This is a genomic window from uncultured Aquimarina sp., assembly GCF_947492405.1.
Classification (GTDB): domain Bacteria; phylum Bacteroidota; class Bacteroidia; order Flavobacteriales; family Flavobacteriaceae; genus Aquimarina.
The window spans coordinates 371034-388422 of the sequence record NZ_CANLMP010000003.1; the positions used below are offsets into that span (position 1 = coordinate 371034).

The 17389-nt window shown below is 32.3% G+C and carries 18 protein-coding genes; 11 read left to right on the forward strand and 7 right to left on the reverse strand.

Annotation, left to right across the window (positions count from 1 at the left end; all coding sequences use genetic code 11):
* Window positions 1-149: 149 nt before the first annotated feature.
* The 7 genes from Q0829_RS13170 to Q0829_RS13200 all read right to left on the reverse strand — a co-directional run bounded on the left by Q0829_RS13170 (window position 150) and on the right by Q0829_RS13200 (window position 6182).
* Complete coding sequence (locus Q0829_RS13170) at window positions 150-491, reverse strand: hypothetical protein (protein ID WP_298543581.1); 342 nt, start codon at window positions 489-491, stop codon at window positions 150-152.
* Window positions 492-832: 341 nt separating this feature from the next.
* Window positions 833-2026 carry a DUF1501 domain-containing protein gene (locus Q0829_RS13175; RefSeq protein ID WP_298543583.1) on the reverse strand — a complete coding sequence of 398 codons (1194 nt, stop codon included), beginning with the start codon at window positions 2024-2026 and terminating at the stop codon, window positions 833-835.
* Between the two features lie 12 nt (window positions 2027-2038).
* Window positions 2039-3436: a DUF1800 domain-containing protein gene (locus Q0829_RS13180; protein WP_298543585.1), complete on the reverse strand. Its 1398-nt coding sequence runs from the start codon at window positions 3434-3436 to the stop codon at window positions 2039-2041.
* 54 nt (window positions 3437-3490) lie between these two features.
* Window positions 3491-3883: a VOC family protein gene (locus Q0829_RS13185; protein WP_298543587.1), complete on the reverse strand. Its 393-nt coding sequence runs from the start codon at window positions 3881-3883 to the stop codon at window positions 3491-3493.
* 2 nt (window positions 3884-3885) lie between these two features.
* Window positions 3886-4623, reverse strand: a complete 738-nt coding sequence (locus tag Q0829_RS13190; RefSeq protein ID WP_298543590.1) for a hypothetical protein — start codon at window positions 4621-4623, stop codon at window positions 3886-3888.
* A gap of 32 nt (window positions 4624-4655) precedes the next feature.
* The gene (gene coaD, locus Q0829_RS13195; protein WP_298543592.1) at window positions 4656-5117 is read right to left on the reverse strand and encodes a pantetheine-phosphate adenylyltransferase; all 462 of its coding nucleotides are present in this window, start codon (window positions 5115-5117) and stop codon (window positions 4656-4658) included.
* Between the two features lie 81 nt (window positions 5118-5198).
* Entirely contained in the window at window positions 5199-6182 is a 984-nt protein-coding gene (locus tag Q0829_RS13200) for a D-alanine--D-alanine ligase (protein WP_298543594.1), read from the reverse strand.
* A gap of 94 nt (window positions 6183-6276) precedes the next feature.
* Here Q0829_RS13200 and Q0829_RS13205 point away from each other — a divergent pair, with 94 nt between their 5' ends.
* The 11 genes from Q0829_RS13205 (at window position 6277) to Q0829_RS13255 (ending at window position 17307) form a co-directional block, all read left to right on the forward strand.
* Complete coding sequence (locus Q0829_RS13205; protein ID WP_298543597.1) at window positions 6277-6855, forward strand: PASTA domain-containing protein; 579 nt, start codon at window positions 6277-6279, stop codon at window positions 6853-6855.
* Between the two features lie 24 nt (window positions 6856-6879).
* A complete protein-coding gene (locus tag Q0829_RS13210; RefSeq protein WP_298543600.1) occupies window positions 6880-7926 on the forward strand; it encodes an RluA family pseudouridine synthase in 1047 nt (348 codons plus the stop codon).
* 23 nt (window positions 7927-7949) lie between these two features.
* Entirely contained in the window at window positions 7950-9044 is a 1095-nt protein-coding gene (locus tag Q0829_RS13215) for a helix-turn-helix domain-containing protein (RefSeq protein ID WP_298543602.1), read from the forward strand.
* A 203-nt stretch (window positions 9045-9247) separates the two neighbouring features.
* Entirely contained in the window at window positions 9248-10459 is a 1212-nt protein-coding gene (locus tag Q0829_RS13220; protein ID WP_298543604.1) for an amidohydrolase family protein, read from the forward strand.
* Window positions 10460-10589: 130 nt separating this feature from the next.
* A complete protein-coding gene (locus Q0829_RS13225; RefSeq protein ID WP_027392365.1) occupies window positions 10590-10781 on the forward strand; it encodes a cold-shock protein in 192 nt (63 codons plus the stop codon).
* Window positions 10782-10931: 150 nt separating this feature from the next.
* Window positions 10932-11927: an NAD-dependent epimerase/dehydratase family protein gene (locus Q0829_RS13230; RefSeq protein WP_298543607.1), complete on the forward strand. Its 996-nt coding sequence runs from the start codon at window positions 10932-10934 to the stop codon at window positions 11925-11927.
* A 278-nt stretch (window positions 11928-12205) separates the two neighbouring features.
* A complete protein-coding gene (yaaA, locus tag Q0829_RS13235) occupies window positions 12206-12967 on the forward strand; it encodes a peroxide stress protein YaaA (RefSeq protein ID WP_298543609.1) in 762 nt (253 codons plus the stop codon).
* A gap of 35 nt (window positions 12968-13002) precedes the next feature.
* The gene (locus tag Q0829_RS13240; RefSeq protein WP_298543612.1) at window positions 13003-13569 is read left to right on the forward strand and encodes a hypothetical protein; all 567 of its coding nucleotides are present in this window, start codon (window positions 13003-13005) and stop codon (window positions 13567-13569) included.
* A gap of 163 nt (window positions 13570-13732) precedes the next feature.
* Entirely contained in the window at window positions 13733-14236 is a 504-nt protein-coding gene (locus Q0829_RS13245; RefSeq protein ID WP_298543614.1) for a TRAP transporter small permease subunit, read from the forward strand.
* Window positions 14236-15582: a TRAP transporter large permease subunit gene (locus Q0829_RS13250; RefSeq protein ID WP_298543615.1), complete on the forward strand. Its 1347-nt coding sequence runs from the start codon at window positions 14236-14238 to the stop codon at window positions 15580-15582. Before Q0829_RS13245 ends, Q0829_RS13250 begins: the two co-directional genes overlap by 1 nt.
* 582 nt (window positions 15583-16164) lie before the next feature.
* Entirely contained in the window at window positions 16165-17307 is a 1143-nt protein-coding gene (locus Q0829_RS13255) for a TRAP transporter substrate-binding protein (RefSeq protein WP_298543617.1), read from the forward strand.
* Window positions 17308-17389 lie beyond the last annotated feature (82 nt).

Sequence of the window (17389 nt, forward strand, 5' to 3'; positions counted from 1 at the left end):
GCATACTATTAGAATATATTGATTTCTAAAATTATCAAAAATATTCTATTAAGTATTGATGCTTTTGATTTTTTTAAATTTGGGCATAAAAAAAACACCGCAATTCCAAGCAAGAAAAGAGCGGTGTTTGAAATATTTATGTTAAAAAATTATGGCAATAATCCAGTAATTTGTGTGGTATCAGTAATTATACTGTCTTTTTCTTTTTTATCATTGTTTGCTAATCTTGTACTTTCTTTACTGTCTACAGTAAATCCATTCTTGATCATCAATTCTTTATAAAAGTCAGTTTTGGTTGCGGTAGTAGCTGTTTTAGTTTTTTTGATTTTGATGTCAAAATTATTAACAGCGATCAATGTTTCATAAAAATCAATCTTAGTATTCTTAACATTATTAGATTCCTCTTTAGTAGGTTCTATAGAAGTTGCTTCTTGAGCATTTACATTAGAGAAAGAAAATAAGATTATAATCGTAAGAATAATAGTTTTCATAATTTTTGGGGCTTAATGAAGTTATTACTTGATCTGTAGCAAATTTACAATCAAACAGTTATGAAAAAAAATGATTTAAGATGTTTTAGATAAAGCGATCTTTTATATCGATAAACAACACAGATTTTACGGTTTAACCGTATTTTTCAGTATTGTTTTTTGTCCGTTTTTGTGCTTTTTGTTGACTTATAATCCTTTAAGCTTAACGATTTATGTCAGAAATTGATTTATTTTTAAAGAAACCGGTATTGTATATAATAATAGGTAATGCATATCTTGTAATCGGTTTACTACATCTGGTAGTAAGGTTTTTGTTTCTTCAGACTATTTGGAGTATGTCATTATATAAATGTTAGTTGACTAAAATCTTTATTTAAAATGTTTTTATCATCTACTTCCAGCCAATTTCCTAGTATGGTTGCATATATACTTCTAAAGTCTACACTGTATCTAATATCTCCGTTGGTATCCAGATTGGATAGGTTTGGTAATTCATTATAAACACCTGCCTTTTTTAGAGAACCACCAATAGCAAGTACATTATTTGCTGCACCGTGATCTGTCCCACGACTTCCATTTTGTTGTACTCTACGACCAAACTCAGAAAAAGTTAATATTAGAGTGTCTTTAAACCTATTGTTCTTTTTTAAATCTTTTACAAGAGCGCCAACTGCTTCAGAATATATTCCTAATAATCTATCTTGACTATTTAATTGGTTAACATGACTGTCAAAACCACCTAGGGAGCTATAGAAAACTCTAGTTTTTAATCCGGAAACGATAAAATCTGCAATGGTTTTTAAGTTTTTGGCGAATAATGACTGAGGATATTCGGTATTGGTTTTATATGTTTTAGAAGTTTCATAGATATATGATGCAGATGAATATGTTTCTAGCATTGTCTTATATAGATAACCCTGATTATCTTCGTCTAACATGTCTTTATGAGTACTATCTACAAGCTTATTAAAAAAAGGTTCTCTCGTAGTACGGTATAACTGATTAGGATCAGAAACAGCCATGCCATTCATTTGATTTCCCTTCATAGTAAGAGATAGTGAATTATCTACTTCTATTGCTTGATACGGATGCTGGCAATTGGCGTCGAGATATCTGCCTACCCAACCTGTAGATAAATACTGGTTAGTATCACTAGCCGTTTGCCAGATATCCGTACTTCTGAAATGTGATCTGTTTGGGTTGGGATATCCTACATTGTTAATAATAGATACTTCTCCTTGATCATATAATTCTTTTATTGCTCTTAAGTTATCATTAAAAGCGAGGTCGTTTGTTATTTTTAAGGTTTGTGTTGCTTTTTTAGAAATTGTTGGTCTTAAACTGTGATATATGTCATTACTAATTGGAATAATACTGTTTAAACCATCGTTTCCACCAGAAAGTTGTATAATAATTATATTTTTATATCCCGATAATTGATCAGGCGTTAGAAATTCCATCCCTTTTAGAAATGAAGGAACTAATGCCATTCCTGATGCAAAAACGGATTGTTTTAAAAAATCTCTTCTGTCCATAATCTTATAGTTTTAACAAAGTTGATATTCGGGTAAACTCATTAATTCAATAATGAAGTTTTTAGTGTTTGATGGATCAAGCTTTGTTATAATAGTGCTTGCTCCATTGGATAGTTTTGGCTGAATTATAAAGTTTACCAATTCTTCTTTATCTCTTTGTTGAAGAGAAGTAAGGAAACTTTTCCAATTTGGTGTAGCTTTTACTTTTTTCTCAACTCGAGTTTTCATTTTTTTATAGAGTTTCTGACGCATTATGGAGGTTTCTTCCATATCGTTCTGATCATGCCATTCGATTACTCCGCTATTTAGAGTAACAGAAGCTAGTTTTAAGCGAAGCATCAGTGTAGAGTTGTCTATCCAGGATTTTCCACCAGGCCAACCAGCAACGTTAGGAGGGCGGAATAATGTTTGATTTAGCTTGCGTTGTAAGTAAATGAGAACTTTTGGATCTTTATATACTACATGAAATGGTTTACTTATCCCTACGATCAATTCTATAGGTGATTTGATTTTGATTCCTATGTTTTGAGATTCATAAAACCAATTGCTCATGAATATCTTTCGCATTAAAATATCCAGACTATAATTAGATTCATAAAAAGTAGCAGCTAATTCTTCAATATGATTTGGATTTATTTTTTCGTTTACAAAATATTGATAGATCTTTTCTGTAATGTATCTGGCAGTTTGTTTTTGATCCAGAAGGATTTTAATGATATCTTCTCCAGTAAAATTTCCGGTTTTTCCTAAAAATGTTTTAGATTCATAATCATGTTGGTTTTTTCTAAAAACGAAAGAACCATTTTTATTAAAGTTCCAACCTGTAAACGCTCTTGCTGCTTCTTTGATGTCTTTTTCTGTATAACCATTATCGATACCAAGTGTGAAAAGCTCCATAACCTCACGAGCGAAGTTTTCGTTCGGACTGTTCTTTCGATTTTGTCTATTGTTAAGAAACAATAACATCGCTGGAGATTTTGAAACTTCCATGAGCATATCTCCAAAGTTTCCTAATGCATGTTTCCTGATAACATTATTGAGGTGAAGACTGGCTCTGGGAGTTTTTAATCGAACAGCAAAATGATCGTGAAAAAACAATGTCATTTTTTCTCTTAAAACCTGTTTCGTTTCAGTTAGCTGTTTTATCCAAAGTACATTAAGTTCTAACATCTTTTGATTCCGAAGCTTTCGAAATTCTTTGCGTTCTTCGCGAGAAAGGCCTCTTTGGTTTTTCAGTAAATCACCAAAATCGAGTGTTAATGGAGTCTCTTGTTTACTTTTTGAAAACAAATGATCAATAATCTGTTGTTTAGAAAATTCTCTAATATATTTTAATTCTAACGAAGAAATTCCGAAACCAGTTCTCCAGTAAAGATGTTGTATTTGTTTATCCGATAAAGAAGCACTCATAATCACAGGTTTTTATATAGGACTGTGATTTAGGTCGAAGGTTTAACAGGGATTTTATTTTTTATGTTCTATAAGATCCCATTTATTACCATAAAGATCTTCAAAAACCACAACAGTTCCATAAACTTCATCTCTAGGTTCTTCAAGAAAAGATACTCCTTTGGATTTCATGTTTTTATAATCTCTCCAAAAATCATCTGTATGTAGGAATAGGAAAACTCTACCACCGGTTTGATTTCCAATCGCTTTTTTCTGTTCGGTAGTAGCAGCTTCTGCTAGTAGAATTGAGGTTTCAGAACTATTGTTAGGAGCGATGATAACCCAGCGTTTTTTATCACTTAGTTTGGTGTCTTCTATAAGTTTAAAGTCAAGTTTAGCTAAATAATAGTGAATAGCTTCATCATAATTTTTAACGACTATAGTGATTGCTCCAAGACTTCTTTTCATTATTAATTACATGTTATTTCACTTAAAACAGCAGTATCAGCTATAGCATCATTTTGGGTTATATTTTCGGAGAAAAGAACAAACCTATCAAGCGCATGAAAATTAGATCTAGCTGAAACCTCCATAGTATAGATTCCTGATGTATCAAATTCTACAAAAATATCATGTGCATCATTATCACTTGTAGACGATTGCCACTTCCATTGATCAGCAGCACCGCTTTTATAAATTTTAAACCAACCATCTTTACTGGAACCATTTGGAGTAGGGGATTGATCTGTATCTGCCGGATACACTATGCTTTCTCCTCTTTTGCCATAAAAACCAGAAGCATCAGCAAATCGCAACCATGAGTCATTATGTTCTGATCCCGAAGTCCCATTGGTTATTCTGGATCTCCAAATAAATCTATAAGTACCTGGATTAGTAATTTTTAATTTGTAGATAAGAAGACCATTGCCAGGAGTATTTGTAAATTGATTTCCAGTCCAGACCAGATAATCTGTTCCAAAGAACCCTGGAATTGTGTTTTCTTTCATCCAATCATTATGATCTTTAATACTTTCAAACTCCACTGCGATCAACCCATCTTTTTCTTCATAAATAGCGCTATCAGGATTTTGACAAGTAATGGGGTCAATAGTATTGTCATCAGATTCATTATCACTGCTACAAGAGTGAAATACTGTAATAACAAAAAAGATCAGTATTAATTTAGAAATCTTGCGTGTAGGTTGCATACGTATTATAGGTTTTTGGGGTTGAACGAATTCTATATTTTTTTTACTCTCACTGTATCTGGAACTAATCCTGTGTAATCACCATTATTTCTAATTACATCACGAACAATAGATGACGAAATATAACTTTTTCCAGATGAGGTAAGTAGAAAAACTGTTTCTATTTCTGTTAGTTTTCTGTTTGTATGAGCAATAGCTTTTTCAAATTCAAAATCTGCAGGATTTCTAAGTCCTCGTAGAATGAAATTAGCATCCTGTTGTTTACAGAAATCTACTGTAAGTCCTTTATAAGTCATTACCTTAATCTTCGATTCACCTTTAAAAGCTTCTTCAAGAAAATGCTTTCGTTCTTCCAAAGAGAACATATATTTCTTTTCGGCATTTACACCGATAGCTAATATAACTTCATCAAAAAGAGTCAATCCTCTTTCGATAATGTCATAGTGTCCAAGAGTAATAGGATCAAATGAACCTGGAAAAACAGCTCTTCTCATAAGTGATTTGTGATTGTTTGTATAAAGATAGGTAAAGTTACGAAGTAAAAAATTAGTTTTATATCTAATTTCGGATGTTAATTATTTATCTGCTTTTATTGCTTCTTCAATAGTATTGGTTAATAATTCAGGCAGACTAATACCCGCAGCAATTGCTTGTTGAGGTAAAATACTCGCTTCACTAAATCCTGGGTTGGTATTCATTTCTACAAAATGAGGTTCTCCGTTATGAAAAATATATTCACTTCTAGAGAAACCTTTCATTTTAAGTATTTGATATATTTTTAAAGCTAGATTTTTAACCTTTTTCTCATCTGCCTCACTAAGTCTGGCAGGTGTTATCTCTTGTGATTTTCCCAAATATTTTGCTTCGTAATCAAAGAATTCATTTTCAGAAACAATTTCAGTAATAGGTAATACTGTATCTTCACCTTTATAAGTAATCACGCCCACAGAAACTTCTGTACCACTTAAAAAAGATTCTATAATAATCTCATCATCTTCTTTGTAAGCTAAATCTATAGCAGGAAGCAGTTCGTCTGTAGTTTTAACCTTAGAAACTCCATAACTACTACCAGCTTTGTTAGCTTTTACAAAACAAGGCAAACCTACAGTATTGATTATAGATTCGGTGTGTATTACATCCCCTTTATTTAAGAAATAATTTTTGGCAGTTGGAATGCCATAAGGTTTTAAGGCGCTAATACAATCTCTTTTATTAAAAGTAAGAGCAGCTTGATAAAAATCACAAGCTGTTTGTGGTATTCCAATTAATTTAAAATAAGCTTGTAATAGACCATCTTCTCCAGGAGTGCCATGAACAATATTAAAGGCGGCATCAAAAGTAATTTTAGAACCATCGAGATATAATGAAAAATCATTTTTATCTATGTTGGTTTTTTGGCCATTGTCATCAACATAAAACCAGGAATCTTTAGTAATATGAATACGATAAGGCTGGTATAAATTTTTATCCAGATGCTTATATACTACGTTTCCACTTTGGATAGAAATATCAAATTCACTAGAGTAACCTCCCATAAGGATGGCAATATTCTTCTTCATTGAGTACTGTTTACAAACAAAAATATCATTTATCTCACAACAAAAGCTAAAAAGTTTCCGTTTTTATATCTTTGCCGAAACTATCAACCGATACATGGATTTTATAAAAGGCCTTTTGAGATTTATTTGGAGTAAAACATTTCTTATTCAACTTGTAATTGCTATAGCAATGACTGCAATTTTATGCTATGTAGCATTAAAGTGGTTGGATAGTTCTACGAACCATGATCAGCGTATTGTAGTACCGAGCTTGAGTAAGAAGACATTAGATGAAGTAAAAACGGTTTTAGAGTCAAAGGATTTGAGATATGAGGTTCAGGATTCTGCCAATTTTAATCCTGATTTTCCTAGATACTCTGTTATAGAACAAAATCCTGCGGCTGGTAATATGGTAAAAGAGAATAGAAAGATCTATGTTACACTAAATCCATCAGGTTATCGCAAGATTGAGGTTCCCGATGTGATTCGTAAGACGAGAAGACAGGTAGAGCCCAGGCTTGTTGCTTTAGGGTTTAAGATAGGTTCGATTACCTATAAACCGGATCCATCGGATCAAGTGCTTGAGCTTAGATATAAGGGTAAAAGACTAAAGCCTGGAGATAAAATAATGAAAACATCGACGATAGATCTTGTAGTTGGTGATGAGAGCGGGAACCTAAGACTTTCCCAATAAATTAATATCATAAACAAAATACTTTTGGAAGAGCATCCTGATATTGAACATTTAGGCCCTAATGAAGATGATTTATATGAACATCATCGGTTCGTGGCTGGAGCAGGACAAGTTCCTCTTCGTGTAGATAAGTTTTTAATGAATTTTGTTGAAAACGCTACACGAAATAAAATACAACAAGCTGCTAAAGATGGAAGTGTTTTTGTTAACGATGTGGCCGTAAAGTCAAATCATAAGGTAAAACCAAATGATGTTGTTCGCGTTTTGTTTTCGCATCCTCCGTATGAGAATTTATTAACTCCAGAGGATATTCCATTAGATATTGTATATGAAGATGATGTGCTGTTGGTAGTTAATAAACCTGCAGGAATGGTAGTACATCCAGGTCACGGAAATTATTCAGGTACTTTGATTAATGCCTTAATCTATCATTTTGATAACCTACCGAACAATAGTAGTGATCGTCCAGGGTTAGTACATCGTATCGATAAGGATACAAGTGGATTATTGGTAATAGCCAAGACTGAAGAAGCTATGACTCACTTAGCAAAGCAGTTTTTTGATAAAACCTCAGAACGAGAATATGTGGCGATTGCCTGGGGTAATATGAACGAAGATGAAGGTACTATTGAAGGTAATATAGGACGTCATCCTAAGAATAGATTACAGAATACTGTTTTTGAAGGAGATGAGGCTGATAAAGGTAAGCCCGCAGTTACACATTATAAAGTCATAGAGCGCTTAGGGTATGTAACTTTAGTTTCTTGTAAATTAGAAACAGGAAGAACACATCAGATTCGTGTACATATGAAGCATATAGGTCATACGTTATTTAATGATGAGCGATATGGAGGAGAAAAGATTCTTAAAGGGACCACTTTTACTAAATATAAGCAGTTTGTAGAGAATTGTTTTAAGGTTTTGCCAAGACAGGCATTACACGCTAGGACTTTAGGATTTGTACATCCCGTAACTGGTGAGAAAATGCATTTTGAAACTTGGATACCTGATGATATGAAACAGTGCGTAGAGCGTTGGAGAAAGTATGCTAAGAATCAACTGGATGCTTAGTATGTTAGAGTTCAAATAAAGAAATGGAAATATCCTTTATAGAAATTTTTACCTTAATAGGAATTGTTCACGGATTCATTTTAGGAGGTATCATTCTGTTTTCCAGGTTTTTTAAAAATAAGGATAATTCTTATCTGGGATATACACTTCTAGTATTATCCATTATTGGAATAAATAACTGGTTTTGGGATTTAGGAAGAAACCCTATAATTATTTCTATTTCGGATCTTTTTTTATGGCAGTTTTTATATCCAGTAACGCTATTGGTATTTTTTCTAAAAAAAGTAAAACATTCTTTTACAGAAACAAAGAAAAGTAAACTCCTTTATATTCCATTTGTTGTACTAAGTATTATCAATATCCTAATCTCATTGGATACAATATTTGGTGTTTATGAGATGGTCTTCGTGTATAAGCAAGAAGCCGTGTTTTATTTCTATAAGGTCGTCAGTATCTTTTCGATTGTTTTTCCGTTTAGTTTAATGCTTTTTTCTGCTAGATATATTTTTTATACCAAAACAGAGGTTGCTATTAAGTGGATTAAATGGATCTGGATATTTATTTCTTTTTTAGAACTTTATGGAATCATTTTAGAAGGATATCGTTTTTTATATGGATCTAAGATGCCTTTGACATTTTTATGGATTGCAGTTTCAATTTTTATGTACTGGTTAATCTATAAAGGATTATATCAATTTAAATTGTCTAATGAGCAATATGAAGTAAGACAACTTCTTAATCGTTCTAAGAAAGACATAAAGTCTGCAATAAATAAAGAAACCAATCCGTATATAGATCAGTTAATAATACTTGTAGAACAAGAGCGCATTCATCATAATCCAGATCTAAGTAGAGATTTAGTGGCTAAGCGACTAGGGATAAGCAGTGGTTATCTCTCTCAGCAGATAAATACTAATTGTGACATGAATTTTTCTGAGTTTATTAATCATTATAGAGTAAATGATATAAAACAGATGATTCTTGACCCAGAGTTCGATAAGTATAGTTTATTAGCAATTGGTATGGAAGCTGGGTTTAAATCCAAAACAACTTTTTATACTGCTTTCAAAAAAGAAACTGGTATGTCCCCAAATACATTTAAGAAGGAACAAAAATAGGTTCGGATTTGTCAGAGTCTTACAATCCCGAACATTACAGATAATTGCTTTTACTAGGTTTGACACTGTTAACAATAAAATTATACCAGATGTTTAAATTTAGTAAACCCTTTATTTCTTTCTGCATTTTAGCAATAGTCAGTTTAACTTCATTATGTAGTCAACATAAAAGCGTTGCCTTTGAAAATGTAAATGTTATTCCAATGGATAGCGATGTAATATTATATAATCAACGAGTGATTGTTATAGATGGGAAAATATCCAAAATAGAACCAGTTTCAGTAAAAAGAACCAAAGCTATTGATAACATAATCAATGCTAAGGATAAGTATTTAATTCCTGGCTTATCAGAAATGCATTACCATTTAGAAAATGATGTAGAAAATGAATTTAAGTTACTTATTGCCAATGGTGTCACAACAGCTAGAAATATGGCAGAATATGAAGGGCAAGATCAAATAAAAATTAGACAGCAAGCCAATAGTAACAAAATACTGGCTCCGTATTATGTGACTTCGGGACCTTATCTTAAAGCAGAAGATCTACAAACAATTGATGATGTTCTAAATGTTGTTAAGATGCATCATGATCGAGGGTATGATTTTCTGAAAATAGCTGATAATCTGCCAAAAGAAATATATCTGAAACTTATAGAAGAGACAACAAAACATAATATTCCTGTTATTGGACATGGGCAAAGAAAGTTACCATTAGAATATTCGTTAAAAATGAAGTCAATAGCTCATGTAGAAGAGTTTATGAATATTTTTAGTTCCGAACAAAAAGAAGATACCGTTTATCTTAAGCAAGCCGCGATCAAAATAAAGAAAAGTGGTATTTACGTTTCACCTACTCTAGGTATTTTTGAGATGATTAGTCGATATGCTGATGATGAGAAGTTTGAGGTTTTGAAAAGAAACGATGAAATTAAATACCTTCCAGAGAAGTATGCCGCTTACTGTATGTCCGATAGTACTCATTATAGAACAAATTCTTGGTTTACTGCTCCAGAATCTCTGATTAGGTTACGAAATGAGTTAGAATGGCAACAAATGTTTACTAAGATATTAAGTAATGAAAATGTACCGCTATTAGCAGGAAGTGATACTTATGGATTGTTTTTACCAGGTTTTTCGTTACATAGAGAATTGGAGTTAATATGTAATGCAGGAATATCACCATATGAAACTTTAAGAACTGTAACGGTAAATCCAGCTAAATATCTAAATAGGGTATTAAGTGGTACTATTGCTGAAGGTAAATTAGCAGATTTGGTGTTATTAAATAAAAATCCATTAGAAAACATACAAAACACGAAGACTATTCAGGGGGTAATGCTTAAAGGAAAATGGATGGATAGAAAAACACTTGACTTAATGTTGAAAGATGTGGAGCATAGAGTGAAAAAGGAATAAATAATTAGTAAAGTTTGTGTAAGTTTCACAAAGTATTCAGTATTAAATATAATGTTACTAAAAACTTTATTTTTAAATAAATAGGGATAGCTCAGGAAATAATATTATCTTCGCGCTTTAATTATTTACAATGAACAAAGGAACAGTAAAATTTTTTAATGACTCCAAAGGATTTGGATTCATCACAGAAGAAGGATCAAACAAAGATCATTTTGTACACATTTCAGGCTTAATCGACGAAGTTCGTGAAGGTGACGAAGTAGAGTTTGAACTTAAAGAAGGTAAAAAAGGAATGAACGCGGTAAACGTGAAAGTATTATAATATACATATTGACTTTTTTAAAACATAAGCCTGTCCGTTTGGATAGGCTTTTTTTGTTTTTACTGATAATGAGCAATTGTTGAAAAAACCTTAGTTTTATTATAACAATAAATTAAGAGAATGTTTTTTTTCGCATAAACATTTATATAGATGAATAAGATAGGAGTGATAGGAGCTACAGGTATGATTGGTCATCATGTTGCGAAAGCTGTTCTGGATAATCCGGAAAATGAACTAGTTGTATTACAAAGAAAAACCTCAAACCTTTCTACTATAAAGGATTTAAAATTTGAAAGCAGTATCACAGATTTAAATGATAGTGATAGTTTAACAAAAGCCTGCGCTGGATTAGACTATGTTTTAAATTGTGGAGCATATTACCCTACCAATCCGAAACCACTAAAAGAAGAAATTAAAATTGCAGAACATCAAATGAATAATTTCGTTACAGCGATTAACGAAAGCAGTGTGAAAAAAGGATTGTATTTAGGAGGAGCAATTGCCATTCCTAAATCGAAAAGTGGAATTGGTAGTGAGGAAATAATATATAAGAATAGTCCAGAAAATAAATCAGCCTATGTGCAAGTTAAATGGGTAATGGATAAAATAGCCAGAGAAGCAGCAAAATCTGGAACACCCATCGTAATCGGAATTCCCGCAATGACTTTTGGAGAGTTTGATTACGGTCCTTCAACTGGACGACTGATAACTAATATCGTAAACCAGACATTACCAGGGTATGTTGATGGAAATAGAAATGTAGTGTATGCCGGTGATGCTGCAAGAGGATTGTTATTAGCCTGCTTGAATGGAAGAATAGGAGAACGGTATTTAATTACTGGCGAGAATATATCCATGGAAGATTTAGTTAAGAAGATAGTTCAAGTTGCTAAACTTCCACAAATGCCCAAAAAAGTTTCAATTCGCCTTGCAAAAATGGTGTCTAAGATTAAAATGACAAAATATAAAATGTTCGGAGGAGAACTTCCTTTACTTAATGATACTGCCATTGCAGTGATGTCTGCAGGACAATTTCTTAATGGAGAAAAAGCTAAAAGAGATCTCGGTTATGAACCAATAGTGTCTGTAGATGAATCGATTCAAAAAACCATTGATTGGTTTAGATCAGAAGGATATATAAAATAGGATACTGTAATCTTAGTTAGATGTAAAAAAAAACACTGTTATTCAATGTTTTACAATACAAAAGGGTTCCTTCTCCCAGAGGGAGAAGAAACATAAAACGATTGATTATATCTTATTAGACTTTATCTGTGCCTTTTCTTATATAATCAAGTTTTGTGACGCTACTTATAATGTTGTATCACATAGAGCATTTCAATACTCGAATAGATAAGAATTACGCTAGTTGATTTTATTTATCAATACACTATCGTATTTTTGAGAAAACAAAAGTTACCTGAATGAAAATTGTAATATCACCAGCCAAGTCTTTAGATTTTGAGACCTCTTTACCAACAAAAAAATATACAGAGCCATCTTTTCTAGAGGAGGCAAAAAAGTTAAATACCGTTCTTCAGAAGAAGACACCTAAGAAACTTTCTGATTTGATGAGTATTAGTGATAATCTCGCGCAATTAAATTGGCAGCGGAATCAAGATTGGCAGCTTCCATTCACGTCAGATAATGCTAGACCAGCAGTATATGCATTCAAAGGAGATGTTTATATTGGACTGGATAGCTACACAATTACAGAAGATAAATTGGGGGTGCTACAAGATAAGTTGAGGATACTTTCGGGTTTATATGGAATTTTAAAACCATTGGATTTAATGCAGCCCTATCGATTAGAAATGGGGACCAAGCTTAAAGTGGGACGTAAGAATAATTTATATGAGTTTTGGAAAAAACAGCTAACAGAGCAGTTAAATGCAGAACTCCAAGATGATGAATTATTTGTAAACCTTGCCAGTAATGAATACTTTAGTGTCATTGATAAAAAAGTATTAAAAGTTCCGATTATTACTCCACAATTTAAGGATTGGAAAGGTGATAAATTAAAGATGATTAGTTTCTTTGCTAAAAAAGCTCGTGGCATGATGGTGCGTTATATTATTGATACTGGAGCGGAAACTATAGAAGATCTTAAAGGATTCAATTATGAAGGGTATAGTTTTAGTGAAGAACATACTATTAAACCAAACGAATTGGTATTTGTAAGATAGGAATGAAAAATACTTTTTAAATCTTATCTTCCGATATGACTAAAACTCTTTTTGTTTTTTTAGTGTTGATAACGAGCTCTTGTGGTAGTCAAAATGTTATAGACCTTATTATTTACGATGAATATGCATTGCCCTTACCTCATTTTTGTCCAAAACTGAAAGAAGATTTAGAAGCATCTAAACTCTTAGATAGTATCAAATTTTACGGAACTCCAATTCCTATTTCGGTCTTTTCAATGGAGATGGATACATCTGTTGTGAAAAGACTTGATATTCCGCTTGAAAAATTTAGTAGAAGATTAAAAGAAGTTGAAGATTCTTTGAATAGTGGTTCTAAAAATTTTCAAAATATAACGAATTTAGATTATCTAAATCCTAAAGATGGTAAGAGAATACCTTTTTCTTCTTTGGTTGAAATAAAAGCTCATGCTGGCTATTTACAATCAGAAGTATTTATTCCAGAGCCAAAAGAGTTTTATTATAAAGACGAAAGAGCAGTTAATGTTAAGCTATATGTGAAGAATGGAAAAATGAAAGAGACTCTTTTATTTGTAAAGCAGTTAATTAACGTTGACCATAAAAAATCTTTTATCAATTACTAAATCACGACTAAAAAAGAATTAAATAGAAGTTAACATGATTTCTTGTATAGCTCTTGTAAGGAGCTATGTTTTCTGAAAGATATTTAATAGGTTCGTATTTCGATTTTCAGATGTGTCTAATTTTAGTATCTTCATCCCTTACATATATCTCACAAACCGTTAGATGCAAAAAATTATAAACTTTCTCGATTGGATTGGCGAAAAAATAGGAACGCTTGTAAGTTGGGTTGCAGTTCTTTTGGCAATTGTTATTGGATTAGATGTCATCATTCGATATGTGTTTCAGTTTACATTCATTTGGATGATCGAGACAGAGATTTATCTATTTGGGATTTTGTTTCTGATAGGATCAGGATATACATTTAAATATGGAAAGCATGTGAGAGTAGATGTTTTTTATACCAAGATGTCAGAAAAAAGGAAAGCATGGATCGACCTGTTAGGAGGTGCTTGTTTACTGATTCCTTGGTGTTATGTGGTGATTGTATCTTCTTGGTATTATGGTTTGTCTTCTTTTATGATTAATGAAGGATCTCCGCAAGCTGGAGGATTACCCGCTTTATATGTGCTTAAGTTTTGCATTACTGTTGGTTTTGTCTTTTTGCTTTTACAAGGTATTTCTCAGATGCTAAAATCAATTCAGATCATTTTTAATAGAGATAATTAATGGAGTTTTTAGCAATTATTTTATTTGTAATTATCTTTATCTTAATACTGAAAGGTTATCCTGTTGCTTTTACATTAGGAGGTATTTCTGTAGCCTTTGCTTTTGGAGTATCGATTTTCGCACCAGAATATTTTACCATGTCCACTTTCTATTTATTGCCTTCTCGGATTATGGGAGTGGTAAATAACTACGTTTTGATGGCAGTTCCTTTATTTATTTTTATGGGGATAATGCTTGAGAAATCAGGTCTTGCGCAAAGTTTATTAGAAACTATGGCAATGATGTTTGGACGTGTACGTGGAGGTTTAGCGATTTCTGTAGTAATTGTTGGAGCGTTATTGGCAGCTTCTACTGGTATTGTAGGAGCAACTGTAGTAACTATGGGATTGATTAGTTTACCTACAATGCTAAAACGAGGGTATAAAACTGAACTCGCAGTAGGAGTAATTGCATCTTCAGGAACCTTAGGTCAGATTATTCCGCCTTCTATTGTTTTAGTATTATTGGCAGATACTATCAATAGCTCATCAAGAGGAGCTGCATCCGTGGATGTAGGAACACTGTTTTCTGCAGCTTTACTTCCAGGATTGATTTTAGTTGGATTGTATATAATATACATATTAATAAAATCATATATTCATAAAGAGGATGCGCCTAGTATTCCGGCTGAAGAAATTGTAGCATTTAGAGAAGATAATTTCATCCCTAAGGTACTTAAGGTGCTCTTGTTACCTGTCTTATTAATAGTTATCGTTTTAGGTTCTATTTTTACAGGAGTAGCTTCTCCAACAGAAGCTTCTGCAATTGGGGCGTTGGGAGCAACTATTCTAACAATTATTCAGAGGAATTTTTCTTTTAAAATTCTAAAAGAAGTTGCTCAAGAAACCACAAAGTTAACCTCTATGGTGTTTTTTATTTTGTTAGGTGCAACTACTTTTACATTAGTATTTAGAACATTAGGAGGGGATCAATATCTTCAGGAATTGATTATGTCTTCTCAATTAACTCCTTTGATGTTTTTGCTGTTAGTAATGTTAGTAATTTTTATTGCAGGATTCTTTATTGATTTTATTGAGATCATATTTATAATAGTTCCTGTAGTGACTCCGGTTTTTAATGCTTTTGATATGAATATGCTCTGGGTAGGAATTTTAATGGCATTGAATTTACAAACATCATTTCTCACTCCACCATTTGGATTTGCATTGTTTTATTTAAAAGGAGTTGCACCTGCAACGGTCAAAACCAGTCAGATATATCGAGGAATTATTCCTTTTATTGTAATTCAGTTAATTATCGTCAGTTTAGTGATGTTTTTTCCTGAGATTATTTTTAGTTCGAAATAAATTAAAAAATCAGCAGGTGTTTTTAGAATTATAACTAAAGTTTTTTTAAGCTATTTAATTCGGTTTTGGCGGCTTTTAGTTGTTTTTTAAATTTTCTCTTTTGTATCCTGCATTTTGATTTCAATAAATCGAATTGAATTCTACAAATTAAAGATTCACAATAATCTATGCGGTTTTGAATAGGGAGTTTGGAAATAATTGTTTTATACAATTCATCTCTTTTTGTAAGCAAGGGGGTACGATTTTTTTTGAATAAAGACATTTTGAATGGGGAGTTAGATGAGTATGTTTTAGCATATATTCTATAATTATTAATCTTAAGTGTAATAATGATCATTGTTTAATGATCAAACTTCATTCCCTATCGAGTTTTTAAATATTAAAATTAATATAAAACTATAGCCTGTTTTTTCGTCTGATTATTAATAAGTGTTGTTAGGTTTTCAAAATGGTTTAATTATAAATAAAACCAAAGAAGTACATTTTCGTTTTGAATATTTGATAGGAAAAAGAATTCTTAGAACAAGAAATAGTATTTAATTAGGAATAATTATAAATTGAGAACTTAATAAAAATCAAGAAATGAATTCTATTTTGATACAACTATTACGAACATATAATATGAATAAGTTATTCGTATTCTTATTAGCCGGTTCATTTTTTTCTTCCTGTTTGGGAGAGCCTCCGGCAAGTATGAACAATCCTGTATCCTACGATATAACAAAACCTAATAAAGTATTTCATTGGAAAATGACAACCACCTGGCCGCCTAACTTTCCGGTTGTTGGAGAAGTAGCTGAGAAGTATGCGGAATGGGTGGATGAGCTCTCTAATGGTCAGATAAAAATCAAAGTGTACGGTGGTGGAGAGTTAGTGCCACCACTAGAAGCTTTTGATGCAGTATCACAAGGAACAATTGAGATGGGATGCGGGGCCGCATATTATTGGGCAGGTAAGACACCTGCGGCACAATTCTTTGCTGCCGTACCTTTTGGGATGAATAGTCAGCAAATCACTTCTTGGTTAGAAGTAGGTGGTGGTTACGAGCTTTGGAAAAAGACCTACGCTAAATTTAATTTAGTACCTTATATGGGCGGAAATACCGGAGTGCAGATGGGCGGATGGTTTAACCGAGAAATTAATTCAATAGAAGATTTTAAAGGACTAAAAATGCGTTTGCCTGGAATCGGAGGGAAAGTCTTGGAAAAGGCAGGAGGAGCTGCGGTTCTCGTTGCTGGAAGTGAAATTTATACAAGTTTAGAACGTGGCGTTATTGATGCTACAGAATGGATTGGTCCATATCACGACTATAAAATGGGGTTTCATAAGATTTCGAAATATTATTATACACCTGGTTGGCACGAAACAGGTTCCCAATTAGAATTTTTTATTAATAAAAATCTTCACGATGGTTTGCCTCTACATTTACAAGCAGTTTTACAAGCAGCAGCTAAACGAGCGCAAGTTTGGGTGTTATCAGAATTTGATAAACAAAATGGTATTTATCTCGATAAATTAGTGAATGAAGAAGGAGTGGAGATCAGAGAATTTTCTAAAGAAACGCTGGATGCGTTAAGAGGATTTACAGATGAAGCTATACAGGAAATGATAGGAGATGATCCTTTATCCAAAGAAGTATATGAGAGCTATTCCAATTTTCAAAATAGAATCTCAAAATGGTCGGAAGTAACAGAGAAAGCTTACTACAATAAAATTCAGAAATAAATTATTAGATCGTAACTTTTATTTTTAAGTGCTAAGGATAACATCTTAGTAGAATTAGTTAATTTTTAGTATAAAAATTAAT